The 12,507-nt window shown below is 73.9% G+C and carries 8 protein-coding genes and 2 pseudogenes; 4 read left to right on the forward strand and 6 right to left on the reverse strand.

Going from position 1 to position 12,507, the window contains the following annotated elements; all coding sequences use genetic code 11:
- Window positions 1-175 precede the first annotated feature (175 nt).
- A pseudogene (locus ABEA77_RS13935) lies at window positions 176-728 on the forward strand (GNAT family N-acetyltransferase).
- A 274-nt stretch (window positions 729-1,002) separates the two neighbouring features.
- Here the strand turns inward: ABEA77_RS13935 and ABEA77_RS13940 are convergent.
- The 6 genes and pseudogenes from ABEA77_RS13940 to ABEA77_RS13965 all read right to left on the reverse strand — a co-directional run bounded on the left by ABEA77_RS13940 (window position 1,003) and on the right by ABEA77_RS13965 (window position 8,959).
- Window positions 1,003-2,727, reverse strand: a complete 1,725-nt coding sequence (locus ABEA77_RS13940) for a type IV secretory system conjugative DNA transfer family protein (protein ID WP_345646150.1) — start codon at window positions 2,725-2,727, stop codon at window positions 1,003-1,005.
- A 4-nt stretch (window positions 2,728-2,731) separates the two neighbouring features.
- Complete coding sequence (locus ABEA77_RS13945) at window positions 2,732-4,189, reverse strand: ATP-binding protein (RefSeq protein WP_345646153.1); 1,458 nt, start codon at window positions 4,187-4,189, stop codon at window positions 2,732-2,734.
- A 130-nt stretch (window positions 4,190-4,319) separates the two neighbouring features.
- Window positions 4,320-5,876, reverse strand: a complete 1,557-nt coding sequence (locus ABEA77_RS13950; RefSeq protein WP_345646155.1) for an SCO6880 family protein — start codon at window positions 5,874-5,876, stop codon at window positions 4,320-4,322.
- Window positions 5,873-7,337, reverse strand: a pseudogene (locus ABEA77_RS13955) (hypothetical protein). The gene ABEA77_RS13950 and the pseudogene ABEA77_RS13955 overlap by 4 nt, the downstream one beginning before the upstream one ends.
- Window positions 7,327-8,166, reverse strand: a complete 840-nt coding sequence (locus tag ABEA77_RS13960) for a hypothetical protein (protein ID WP_345646158.1) — start codon at window positions 8,164-8,166, stop codon at window positions 7,327-7,329. Before ABEA77_RS13960 ends, ABEA77_RS13955 begins: the two are co-directional and overlap by 11 nt.
- 484 nt (window positions 8,167-8,650) lie before the next feature.
- Complete coding sequence (locus tag ABEA77_RS13965) at window positions 8,651-8,959, reverse strand: hypothetical protein (protein ID WP_345646425.1); 309 nt, start codon at window positions 8,957-8,959, stop codon at window positions 8,651-8,653.
- Between the two features lie 566 nt (window positions 8,960-9,525).
- On the opposite strand from ABEA77_RS13965, the gene ABEA77_RS13970 reads away from it, so the two are divergent.
- The 3 genes from ABEA77_RS13970 (at window position 9,526) to ABEA77_RS13980 (ending at window position 12,445) form a co-directional block, all read left to right on the forward strand.
- Window positions 9,526-10,074: a hypothetical protein gene (locus ABEA77_RS13970; RefSeq protein ID WP_345646161.1), complete on the forward strand. Its 549-nt coding sequence runs from the start codon at window positions 9,526-9,528 to the stop codon at window positions 10,072-10,074.
- Window positions 10,071-11,894 (forward strand): alpha/beta hydrolase, encoded by a 1,824-nt coding sequence (locus ABEA77_RS13975; protein ID WP_345646164.1) that lies wholly within the window; start codon window positions 10,071-10,073, stop codon window positions 11,892-11,894. Before ABEA77_RS13970 ends, ABEA77_RS13975 begins: the two co-directional genes overlap by 4 nt.
- Window positions 11,895-11,986: 92 nt before the next feature.
- Window positions 11,987-12,445, forward strand: coding sequence for a hypothetical protein (locus tag ABEA77_RS13980; protein ID WP_345646167.1), 459 nt, complete (start codon window positions 11,987-11,989; stop codon window positions 12,443-12,445).
- The last annotated feature ends 62 nt before the right edge of the window (window positions 12,446-12,507 follow it).

Consider the following 12,507-nt stretch of genomic DNA (forward strand, 5'->3'; position numbering starts at 1 on the left):
GGTACTGCAAGGGGGACCTTGTGGGAGAGTAGGTCGCCGCCGAACAGTTTTTGAAGATGATGAATGTGGGGAGGGCCTGCACCTGGGTGGTGCGGGCCCTTTCTGCGTTTGTGGGGCAGTCGGGGGTGGGGGCTTTTCGTTGCGGCGTTGCGGGGAGCCGAGGATCATCGGCTCCATGAACCATGAGATTCGGGCCGTACGGCCCGAGGAGTGGGAGAAGGCCAGGGAGCTGCGGCTGCTCGGCCTCCAGGACCCTGCCGCCCCCATCGCCTTCCTGGAGACGTACGAGCAGTCGCTCGCGCGGCCGGACTCCTTCTGGTAGGGAGCGCGTGGCCGGCCGGGGCGGGCGGGCGTGCCAGTTCATCGCGGAGGCGCCGGACGGGACCTGGTGGGGGGCGCTGACCGTGCTCGTGGAGGAGGCGGGCAGCCTGGACTTCCTGAACACCGTGATCAAGCAGCGGCAGGGCCATGTGGTCAGCGTCTTCGTACGGCCGGAGCAGCGTGGCACGGGGCTCATCGGGGCGTTGGTGGACGCGGGGCTCGCGTGGGCCTGGTCGTGGGACGATCCCCCGCTGGAGCTGGTGCGGCTCTACGTCCACGAGGAGAACACCCGCGCCCGCGCGGCGTACGCGAGGATGGGATTCGTACCGACCGGTCTTGAGATCCCGTTCGCGCCCGATCCGAGCGCGCAGGAGCTGGAGATGGCGCTGGAGCGCCCGCGCCGCTAGGGACCGGCCCGGCCGGTTGGCGGGGGCGGCGGTGGCGCTGCCAGGGTGGGCTGAGTAGTGGCCCTTCGCGCCGTCGGGAGTGGCCGCGGCGAGGAGTCCGGCGCTGCGGGCGCTGGGCCTCGTACTCCGTGCGCAGGCCGCGCCAAGGGGATTCCGGTGGCGCGCCGGTCGGCCTCCTCGTCGGACTCGTCGAAGGGCAGGCGGGTGAGTGGGGGAGACGTGCCGGTGGACGCCGGCGGGCGCGGCGCCGGCTGTCTTCCGGATGTCCGTCCGCTCAGGGGGCGTCGCTGAGGGTGTGGCGGGGCCAGCGGGTGCGGCCCTGTTCGCGGGAGCGCATCAGGGCGAGCGGGGGGAGGCCCTGTGCTCGGCCCGTGGCCAGCAGGTCCGGGAGCATCGGCAGCGGGGCGACCGCGGCGACGTCGTCGAGGACGAGGGACATTGGTGGGTCGAGCCGGCCGTCAGGTGACCTGGCGGCCATGCGGCGGCCGTGCTCGACCACGTGCGAGGCGAGAGCCGTCAGCAGCGGCATCGCGCCGGGGCGTGAGCGGGGGTCCTCAAGGGGTTCACCCACCACGTACAGTGTCCCCCCTTCCGCCGCGAAAGACTCCAGTGAGGCGGCGTCATTTCGGTTGAAGGTGACGGCGTCCCGGATGTGTACGGAGGAGAGCGCCTCCACCGTGCGGGCGGCCAACTGCTGGGCGATCTCGCGGCGTTCGCGGTGAGCGGTGAGGGCGCTCTCCAGAAGGCCCGCGTAGCCGGCGGCGGCCCTCGGGTGGGTCCGCAGGACGCGCACGGCCTCCTGGGTGCCGGTGCCCTGGGCCCACCGGTGCACCTGGCGGAAGGGGCGGCCCTCCACGGCGGCGGCGTGCAGCCAGCAGCGCAGCAGGGTCTCCGCGGTGTCGGCCATGGCCGCGTCGAGCGCCGCGTGCGGTCGTACGGGGGCCAGCAGGGCGATGGCGCGGTCGGTGGCGGTCGAGGGGTCCTCGCAGCCGGTGGTGGGCGACCAGCGCAGCCTGGCTGGGGTGTCGCAGAGGTGGCCGGGGTCGAAGACGAGGACGGGTCCGAGCTTGGCCCGCGCGTCCTTGGTCTCGTCCCACACGGCGGGATTGGAGGTGACGACGAGGGCGGGGCCCTCCGCGTCCCTGATCGCGGCGACCGCGGTGGGCCTGCGGGTGGCGGCGTCGCCGTAGTGGACCTGCTGCGGGGCGCGTTGGCCGGGCAGGGGGGTGGCCGGTGCGGCGGGGGTGTGGGGGGCCGTCTCCCGGGGTGTGCCTGGCGTGACCCCGGCAGGCGCGGGGGACGTCGCGGCGACCGGGTCCTCCGGGGTGGGAACCGCGGGCGGGACGGGTGCCGGTGGACGGGCGGGCTGTGCCGTGAGAGGGGCGGCGGCCGGGGGGAGGTGTTCGGTGGGGACTTCGTGCGCCGGGCGCGGGGGCTCGGGGCGTGAGGGCTCGGGGTGCCGGGCGTGCGGGGGGTAGCCGTACGGTTCCTGCGCGTACGGGCGTTCCGCGTCCGGGCGTTCCGCGTACGGACGGTGCGCGTCCGGCGGGCCCGCGTACGGGGACGGGGCCTCGGGGGTCGGGCGGCGGGTGCGGTGGGCGGCCCGTACGGCGCGCCAGCGGGCCAGGGTGCCGAGGACGAACACGGTGAGGACGGTCAGCACCATCAGCTGGCTGATGAGCAGGCCCCAGAACAGGCCGTAGCCGCAGAGCCGGTCCTTCGGAGTGGCGGGCCACGCGGCGGCCAGGTCGTGCGGGTGGGTGACCAGGGAGCGCATCGCGCCGGGGGTGCGGGTGAAGGCCACCCCCGGGGGCCAGGCGCCGTGGGTGAACAGACCGCCGAGCCCTGTCGCGGTCCACACGAGGACCGTCAGGCCGAGGACGAAGGCGATCAGGCCGATCAGGACGCCGTCGGGGATGCCGCCCTGGCGGCCACGCGACCGCCCGCCGCGCGGGCCGTGCGGCGGGCGGGGCTCCGGGTACGCGTCGTCACGTGCCATGGGCTCACGCCACCGTCGACTCTGACGACTCGTTGAGGCGCCGCTGGTGTTCGAGGCGGGCGGCGCGCTGTTCGGTCTCCCACTCGGCGGCCCTGAGGTCGTCGGGCAGCGACTCGTACGGCACGGGGTCCGCGTCGCCGCCCTGCGGTCCGGGGGCGGCGGAGTCCTCCGTCATGGCGCGGTCGGTGAAGACGAGCGGGCGCTCCGCCTCGGTGACGAGGTGCTTGACGACCTGCACGTTGCCGTTGACGTCCCACACGGCGATGCCGGGGGTGAGGGTCGGGATGATCTCGACGGCCCAGCGGGGCAGGCCGAGCACCCGGCCGGTGGCGCGTGCCTCGTCGGCCTTCTGGGCGTAGATCGTCCTGGTCGACGCCATCTTGAGGATGGCCGCGGCCTCCTTCGCTGCGGCGCCGTCGACCACGTCGGAGAGGTGGTGCACGACGGCGACGAAGGACAGGCCGAGACGCCGGCCGAACTTCAGCAGCCGCTGGAACAGCTGCGCCACGAACGGGCTGTTGATGATGTGCCATGCCTCCTCGACCAGGAAGATGCGCTTCTTCCTGTCGGGGCGGATCCAGGTGTGTTCGAGCCAGACGCCGACGATGGCCATCAGGATCGGCATGGCGATCGAGTTGCGGTCGATGTGGGAGAGGTCGAAGACGATCAGGGGCGCGTCGAGGTCGATGCCGATGGTGGTCGGGCCGTCGAACATGCCGCGCAGGTCGCCGTCGACCAGGCGGTCGAGCACGAGGGCGACGTCGAGGCCCCAGGCCCGTACATCGTCCAGGTCGACGTTCATCGCCTCCGCCGACTCGGGCTTGGGGTGGCGGAGTTGCTCGACGATGTCCATCAGCACGGGCTGGCGCTCGGTGATGGTCTCGTTGACGTAGGCGTGGGCGACCTTGAGGGCGAAGCCGGAGCGCTCGTCGAGGCCGTGGCCCATGGCGACCTCGATGATGGTGCGCAGCAGCGCCAGCTGGCCCGTGGTGGTGATGGCGGGGTCCAGCGGGTTGAGGCGGATGCCGTCGTCGAGTGCCGCCATCGCGTCGAGCCTGATGGGCGTTATCCCCAGCTCCTGCGCGATGAGGTTCCACTCGCCCGCGCCGTCCTCGCCCTGGGCGTCGAGGACGACGACCTGCCGGTCGCGGAAGCGCAGTTGCCGCAGGACGTACGTCTTCTCGAGCGCGGACTTGCCGTTGCCCGACTCGCCGAGCACGAGCCAGTGCGGGGCGGGCAGTTGCTGTCCGTAGAGCTGGAAGGGGTCGTAGATGTACCCCTTGCCGCTGTAGACCTCGCGGCCGATGATCACGCCGCTGTCGCCGAGTCCCGGGGCGGCCGTGGGCAGATAGACGGCCTGGGCCTGGCCCGTGGAGGTGCGTACGGGCAGCCGGGTGGTCTCCACAGCCCCGAACAGGAAGCTGGTGAACGCGTCCGTGATGACGGACAGCGGATCTTTCATCGCGGACCCCTTTCGGCTCGGCGGTCGTTCGGGTGGCGGACGTTCGTGTGGCGGTTGTGGTGGCTGTCGCTGTGGTGGCTGTCGCTGTGGTCGGGACGGCCACCGGGGTGGTGGTCGGGGCCGGTGGGTGTCACCGGCGGATGCCGGTGGCGAACGGCAGGGTGTTCACGAACGCCCTGTGGTGCTCGCGGTCGCACCACTCCAGCTTGAGGTACGACTTGCCGGCGGACGCCCTGATCGTCCGCTTGTCGCGGGCGAGGGCCTCGGGCGAACGGGACGACACCGTGATGTACCCGACGAGGTTGACGCCCGCGGCGCCGCTCGCCAGATCTTCACCCCGCTGGTCGAGCCGGCCGTGTGCGGCGATGTCGCGCGGGTCGACCGTGCGGTTCATCTTGGCGGCGCGGCTCGCCTCGGCCTCGTCGTTGGTCTTCTCGGTGAGCATCCGCTCGATGGCGATCTCGGTGGGCTCCAGGTCCATGGTGACGGCGACCGTGCGGATCACGTCGGGGGTGTGGACGAGGAGCGGGGCGAGGAAGTTGACGCCGACCGGGGTCATCGGCCACTCCTTGACCCAGGCGGTGGAGTGGCACCAGGGCGCACGGGTCGCGGACTCGCGGGTCTTGGCCTTGAGATACGTCGGTTCCACCGCGTCGAGCTCGGCAGGCCAGGCGTTTCGTTTCGTCATCGCCTGGATGTGGTCGATGGGGTGGTCGGGGTCGTACATCGAGTGGATGAGGGAGGCGAGGCGGGCCTGGCCGAGCGGCTGGCGCACCCGGATGTCGGCCTCGGCGAGGCGGGCGCAGATGTCGGTCAGCTCGCGGGCCATGACGATGGCGAGGCCCGCGTCGTGGTCGAGGCGGCGGCCCGAGCCGCTCGCCTGGCGGGCGGCGCGCGCCATGGCCTGGGCCTCGGCGGCCAGTTCGCGGTTGAAGTGCATGCACGCGACGAGGTAGGCGCGGTGCTGCTCGCTGGAGGTGGAGACCATCGACTGGAGCTGGTCGTAGGAGTCGCGCAGCCAGGCGGGGGCGTCGTGGTCGCCGCGCTGGGCGACGTCCTTGGCGTGCGCGTCCGGGTCGGCGGGCAGGGTGCGGGCGAGCATCTGGAGCCGGGTGACGAAGCCGTCGCCGTTGGCGACGTGCTTGAGCAGCGTGCCGAACCGGTCGACGAGGGCCTCCTGGTCCTCGCTGTCGCGGAGGCCGACGCCCGGCCCCTCGATCTCGATGGCCGCGGTGACCGTGCGGCGGTCGGCGTGCAGCAGTACGGCGATCTCGTCGGGGCCGAACGGCGCGGCCAGCCAGTTGACATGGCCGATACCGGGCGGCGGGCCGATCTCGATCTCGCGGCCGTCGAACGACGTGCCCGCCTCCATCGCGGAGGACCTGTACGTCGTGCCGCGCCGCAGGATGCGCTTGTAACTGCGGTTGATCTCGAACCACTTGTAGAACGTGCGGTGCTTGTACGGCACGTACACGGCGGCGAGTGCCAGCAGCGGGAAGCCCATCAGGAACACGATCCGCAGGGACAGAACCGGCACGATGAGGCCGCTCATCATGCCGAGGAACGCGCCGGCGATGATCAGGGCGATCTCGCCGGTCTCGCGGTTCTTGCCGACGATCGCGTTCGGCCTCGCCCGGCCGATGAGATACGTGCGACGGGGCGCGATCGGGTGGGACTGGGTGGTCAACGCCCTCTACCTCCTGCTGTTGGTGCCTGGGCCGCCGGCGCCGCCGCCCGTGGAGCGCGAGCCGTGCGGGGTGCCGCTGGTGGGGCTGCTGCTGCGGGGCGGGGGTGCGGCGGAGGGAACATGTCCGCCGCCTGCCCCGCCCCCGGACGGGCGGGAGCCGTGCGCGGCGACGCCGCCGCCCATCGGGTTGGCGGGCCGTGCGCCGCCGCCGTCCCCGCCGCCCTCGCCGCCGCCGCTGCGCTGGGGGGCGCGGCTGGAGTGGGTCTTGATGCCCTGGGCGACGAGGTTGGCGGGGGAGGAGATGACGGCGGCGGCCTGCGAGCCGTCCGTGGCCTGCTTGCGGCCCGCCCGCGAGGAGGCGATCTCGTCGCCGAAGCCGGGCACGAAGCGGTAGATCATGGCGGAGGCGAAGATCGCGAGCAGGATGATGGCGAGGCCGGAGACGACGGCGGAGAACGCGTCGGGGCCGCTGTCGCCCGAGAGGGCGCCGGCGAGGCTCAGGACGACGACGATCACGGGTTTCACCATGATCACGGCGATCATGATGCCGGCCCAGCGGCGCACGTGGCCCCACATGTTCTTGTCGACGAGGCCCGCGTAGACGACGGTGCCGAGGAGGGCGCCGACATAGAGCAGGGCGGCCCTGATGACGAGTTCGAGCCAGAGGACGCCGGCCGCGAGGATCGACACGAGGGAGACCACGATCAGCATGATCGGGCCGCCGCCGATGTCGCTGCCCTTCTTCAGGGCGTCCTGGAAACCGCCGAAGAACACGTCGCTCTGGCCGCCGGTGCTCTTGGAGATGACGTCGGTGACGCTGTCCACGGCGGAGACGACCGTGTACAGGATGAGCGGGGTGAACGCGGAGGCGAGGACGGTCAGCCAGAGGAAGCCGACCGCCTCGGAGATGGCGGTGGTCAGCGGCACGCCCCGGACGGCCCGCTTGGCGACGGCGAGCAGCCACAGGACGAGCGTGAGGATGGTGGAGGCGGCGAACACGACGGCGTACTGGCGCAGGAACGAGGGGTTGGTGAAGTCGACGTTGGCCGTCTCCTGCACCGCGGAGGACAGCTTCCCCACGGTCCAGGCGGCGGCGTCGGCGCAGCCCCGGCCGAGGGAGGAGAGGGGGTCGAGGGCGTCGGTACCGGGGAGGAGGCTGGAGGAGCCGCCACTGCTGCTGCCCTTGTCGCAGAGGTCGCTGATGGGGCCGGGGACCGAGTCGGCGCACTTGTCGCTCGGCGTCGGCGAGGGGGAGGGGGCCGCGGCCGCGCGGGCGGCGAGGAGGAACACGGCGGTCTGGGCGCTCACCAGGGCTGCCAGGAAGGACCGAGGGCGCGGCAGGAGCTGCCTGGCCGCGCGGACACCGGCCGGGCCCCGGCGTCGGCCGAGGGACGCCCCGTGATCGGTGGCAGGCGTGGGCGGGTGCGCAGGGCTGTGGGCGGGGCTCGGGCTACCTTGCATATGTGAAGCCTCCGAACTGCTCGACAGCCTTGCTGATCTGATCCGCTGTGGACGCGGCGTCGTCGCCGGGCACGGGGGCCGGGCCGTTCTTCTGCGTGTAGGCCGTGGCCTTCCACGCGCCGCCGGTCCGGCGCAGGTCGAAGGTCCCCGTCTTCCAGGTCGTGGTGACCGGGTTCTTGGAGTCCGTGCCCGCCATGCCGATGAGGCCCGTGTACCAGACGCTGACCTTGGCGGCGCCGGAGCTGTAGCTCTCGACCTTGGTGCCGACCGGGATGGTGCGGGAGACGAAGGTGGAGCCCTGGGGGGCGTCGCCGTGGGCGTCGAGGCCGAGTTGGGCGAGGAAGTCGGCGGAGTAGGCGGCGTCGAGGCTGCCGGTGAGCTTGGCCGCCGCGGAGGGTGTGTAGATGGTGTCGAGGATCGCGTGGCGCGTGTCCGGGTGGAACATGCCCTCGGAGCCCAGGGCGACCGCGTAGTTGGCGGCGGCGCTCGCGGCGCCCTGCTGGTCGTCGGCGAAGCCGGAGGGGATGCCCGTCGCGGCGTTCGCGGTGCCCTTGACCGGCTTGACGCCGCTCGGTGCCGTGGGGTCGGCCGCCGCTCCGCCACCCGCGCCCGAGCGGCCCCCGCCGGAGGCGGAGTCGTGGCCTCCGCCACCGCGGTTCGCGAAGGCGATCGCGGCGACGAGGAGGACCACGACGCCGACGACCGTGATGAGGGAGCGCGAGGCCCGTACGGGCCGCCTCGCGGGCCCGTAGCCCTCGTCGCCCTCGGGCAGGCGGGTGCGTGTCTGGCCGGGATCGCCGTGGTAGTCGTGCTCGTCGCCGTAGCTCATCGCCTGTCCCCTTCACCGTGCGCGCCGCCGCGTACGCCCATGTACGACGGTAGCCCCGCCGGGCCGCGCGCGGGGGTCCCGCGGTGACCGGGCGTCAGGGAAGTCGTTAACACCGTCCGCGATCGCGAAGCCCGCTGCGCATCGGTGCGCGGGGTCGCTCGCGCCGCGGGGCGCGGAGGCGCGGCCGGGGTCGGGGGAGGCATCAGCAGGCGGGACATCGAAGGGGCGCATCCTCAGCCGGTGGGCGCGACGGGCGTATTCGGATCGGGACTTGTGTCGGGGGCGGGTGGCCGTCGTGGGCCCTGGGCGGCCGGGCGGCGGGTGGCGCCGGTCGGGTGCGGGGAGGGGCCGCGTGCCGTGGGTGGGCCGTGGCCCCGCCGGGGTGCGGGTGGTCGGCGCGGTGGACCGTACGGGTCCGAGCCGGCCGGTGCGTGGTGGCCGGCGGCGGGGCGAGGGTGGTGACCCCGCCCCGGCCGACCGGCCGTCAGACCGCCATGCCGTACACGATCGTGAACAGGGTGCCGAGCGAACCGATGATGAAGACTCCGGTCAGTCCCGCGACGATCAGGCCCTTGCCCTGCTCCGCGCTGAACGTGTCCCGGAGCGCCGTCGCGCCGATGCGCTGCTTGGCCGCGCCCCAGATCGCGATGCCGAGGCAGAGGAGGATGGCCACCGCCATCACCACCTCGACCATGACCTTGGCCTCGTTGCCCAGGCTGGAGAACGGGCCCCAGTTGGGGGCGATGCCACCGATGATGGTGTCGATGTTGCCCTTGTCGGCCGCCAGGTACATGTAACTCACCGCCCCTGTTGGGTCTTTCGCTGCCCGCGCCCCCATGGCACGGGTCAGGTCCAATCATCGCTGATGGAACCCGCCCCGTACGCCGGTTGGTGGCTCTCTTTACCCGATCCCCGCACATATGACCGATAGTGTTGCCCTGACCTGGCTCGGAGCACCACGTGCGCGAATGCGGATGGTTACTCTGTGTATCACGGTGCGTGACTCCGGGCAATGACTGTCGTTGATACACCTCGGCGCAGAACCGGGCGGCCCGCCGCACGGCGGGCGCGGGCCCGCGGGGGCGCGGCGGCCCGGCGCTCCGTCAGGAGGCGTGCGCGCGCGTGCGGGAGCGCGCCGGGTCCGTCGTCCGGGTGAAGCGGAACGGGCGGGGGCGTGGGCGTCGCGGCGGGTCCGCGGCCCGGCGGGCACGGTGCGGCGGCATGGTCGGCGAGGGTACCGGCGCGCGCGTACGCCCCTGCGCCCCCTTTGCTCCCCGGGGCGTGGCGGGCCCGGTTTTGACAGAGTGCGGGCCCCCTGCTTCGCCGATGGGCGGCGAGGTGCCGTTCGAGGGCGCGGGAATGACGGAGCGTACGGCCACGCGCGTGGCCACCTGGCAGCAGCTGTTCGACGTGACGGGCTCGGTGGGGCGCGGTGTCCTGGCGCAGGACGCCTGGCGGGGCGCGCGCGGGCGCCGGCTCGCCCACAGCGACGAGGCGTGGACGGCCGCGGCGGCCGCGCTGCGCGGGGCGGGCGGCAGGATCGCCCCGGTCGGCGCGGAGTTCGCCCGTGCGCACGAGGGGGTGGCCGCCGGCCTCGGCGGGCTGGCCGCCGAGGGGGCGCTCGCGGACGTACGCGGCTCCTGGGAGCGGCGGTTCGGCGCGGCGGCCGTGGAGTGCGAGGAGGTGGCGCGTGCGCTGGTCGAGGCGGCGGAGGCGCAGGGGGCGCGGGAGGCGGTGACGCGGGGGTCGTTCGCGGGGGCGGGGGTGAGTACGGGGGCGTCGGCTGTTGCTGGTGCGTCGGGTGTTTCCGGCCACCCCGCCGGCGCGGCTGCGTCAGGTGCCGCCGGCGCCTCCGCCGTCGCGGCTGCGGCTGTTCCTGGCGGCGGCAGGGACGGCGGTACGGCGTGACCGCGGTGGTGGCCGGGGGCGCGGCGGCGCCCGGGAGCGGGCTGAGCTGGGCGGGCCTGCGAGACCTGCGGTGCGGTGAGTTGGAGGCCGCGGCGGCTGGGTGGGAGCGGGCCGCGCACCGGGCGGGCGATGCGCGGGAGCGGGTCGACCGGCAGGTCCTCGTACGCCTCACGCACGCGCAGGAGGGCGTCGCCGCGCGGGCCGCGGTGGGCAGGCTGCGGGCGCTGAGCGGGGACTTCGCGTACGCGAGTGCCGAGTGCGGGCTCGTCGGCTCGGCGTTGAAGAGGCTCGCCGAGGAGCTGCGGGGTGCGCAGCGGGCGCTGCGGGACGCGTTGGACGAGGCGGAGTCGCTGCGGTTCACCGTGCACGCGGACGGCTCGGTCGGGTATCCGGCCGCGCCGTCGTCCGGCGGGACGCTGTTCGGCGAGGCCGGGACCGGGGGCGGCGGGCTGGTCCCCGGGGGGCGCGCGGCCCCGGCCGCGCGGCTGCCGGTGGCCGGGGCCGGGCAGCCCCTGCGCTCCCCGAACCCCGGCGCCGCGCGGGCCCGCGAGGTCGCCGACGCGATCGGCCGCGCCGTGGCCCTGGCCCGCGCGGTCGACGCGCGGTACACGGCCGAGCTGCGCGCCCTGATGGCGGGGCACGCGCCCGGCGGCGCACCGGACGTCGCCGTGAGCGCGGCGATGCGGCGGGACGTGGCGGGCGACCTGCGCCGCGCCGTCCCGGCGGGCGCCGGGCCCGCCGGGGTCAAGGGCTGGTGGGACGGCCTCTCGCCCGAGCTGCGCGCGGCGTACGAGGAGGACTGCCCCGAGCTTGTCGGCAACCTCGACGGCATCCCGGCGGCCGTACGGGACCGCGCCAACCGCGCCAACCTGGACGCCCTGGTCGACCGTCTCGCGCACCGGCCCGACGACGCCTCGCGCGAGCGTCTCGCGGGGCTGCGGCGGATCAGGGAGCAGCTGGCCGCGGGCGGGCACCCGCGGCCGTTCCTGCTGGGCATCGGGAACGAGGGCAACGGCAGGGCGATCGTGGCCTTCGGCAACCCGGACACCGCGCGGAACGTCGCCGCGTACGTGCCGGGCCTCGGCACCGGCCTGGACGAGGACTTCGCCGACGGGGACTTGAAGCGGGCGCGGGACACGGTCCTCGGGGTCGAGAAGTTCGAGAAATCCGTCGCCGCGATCGCATGGCTCGGCTACGACGCGCCACAGAGCGCTGGGGTGGCGGGCATCGGCGCCGCGGAGGCCGGCGGGAGCGCGTACGACCGGTTCATGCGCGGTCTGGTCGCGACGAACGTGCATGACGACCCGCACCTGACGGCGATCGGCCATTCGTACGGTTCTCGTACGGTCGGCGCTGCCGCGCGGCTCCCCGGGGGAATCCCTGGCGCGGACGACATCGTCCTGGTCGGCAGCCCCGGCGTGGGGGTCGACCGGGCGGAGGACCTGGGAGTCGGGAGGGACCACGTGTTCGTGGGCGCGGCGGAGAACGACCTGGTGACGAAGGTGCCGTCGCGGGCCCAGGCGGCGGCGGGTGGTGCGGCAATGCTGCTCGGCGGGCCGATGGGGCCCCTGGCGGCCGGCATCGCGGGCGATCTCGCGGACCGGGGCGACGACGACCTCTGGTTCGGGCGCGATCCGGCGAGCGAGGCTTTCGGGGCCCGCAGGTTCGTCGTGTCGGACGGGCCGCTGCCGTTCTCGGACGGCGCTGTGCCCGCCCACTCGGGCTACTTCTCGCCGGAGAAGGACCTGGCCTCGGCCGACAACATCAGCGCGGTCGTGGGCGGCAGGCCACAGGACGTGGTGGAGCAGGTGCGCCGGTGACCCGGTGGCTCCCGGCCCTGCTTCTGACGGGTCTGCTGCTCGCCGGGTGCGGTGTCGCGGAGGGGACGGGCGGACGAGGAGGGGCTCGAACGATGAACATGCAGGAAGCGGCGGAGCAGGCGGATCGGATGCTCGACGGCACGCTGGACGCCGTACGGCCGCCGGTGCGCTGGACGCACCGCCCGACGACCACGGGCACGTGTGACGTCTGGCGCCGCCGGGCGGTGATGACGGAGATCTCCCCGCAGCGCCGGGGGGCGTTCCTCGGGGTGGTGGAGCGCTACTGGCGGGGCGCCGGTTACGAGATCAGCTCGGTGCGCAACAGCCGCGAGTTCCCCGCCGTCTACGCGAGATCGCCCGACGGGTTCGGCATCAGCCTGACCGTCGGCGGCAGGGGGCAGGTCTTCCTGGAGGCCGCCACCCCGTGCGTGCGCCACTCCGGCGTGCCACGCCCCCGTACCCCCGCCAACGGTCCCGACTACCAGGGCGGCCCCGTGCCGTGGCCGAACGTGCGGGACGACTTCTGGTCGTCCTCGGGCGCGGCCGTCTGAGTGGGGTGTTTCCCGCCTAAAATGTGCGGGTCACTGGCTCCGGGCCGCGGGAGAGGGGTGTC

This window comes from Streptomyces tremellae (genome assembly GCF_039540215.1).
GTDB lineage: Bacteria > Actinomycetota > Actinomycetes > Streptomycetales > Streptomycetaceae > Streptomyces > Streptomyces tremellae.

Coding starts and splice junctions, on each gene's coding strand:
- ABEA77_RS13940 (WP_345646150.1), bottom strand. CDS start 2,727: ATGGCACGTGACGACGCGTACCCGGAGCCCCGCCCGCCGCACGGCCCG.
- ABEA77_RS13945 (WP_345646153.1), bottom strand. CDS start 4,189: ATGAAAGATCCGCTGTCCGTCATCACGGACGCGTTCACCAGCTTCCTG.
- ABEA77_RS13960 (WP_345646158.1), bottom strand. CDS start 8,166: ATGAGCTACGGCGACGAGCACGACTACCACGGCGATCCCGGCCAGACA.
- ABEA77_RS13965 (WP_345646425.1), bottom strand. CDS start 8,959: ATGTACCTGGCGGCCGACAAGGGCAACATCGACACCATCATCGGTGGC.
- ABEA77_RS13970 (WP_345646161.1), top strand. CDS start 9,526: ATGACGGAGCGTACGGCCACGCGCGTGGCCACCTGGCAGCAGCTGTTC.
- ABEA77_RS13980 (WP_345646167.1), top strand. CDS start 11,987: ATGAACATGCAGGAAGCGGCGGAGCAGGCGGATCGGATGCTCGACGGC.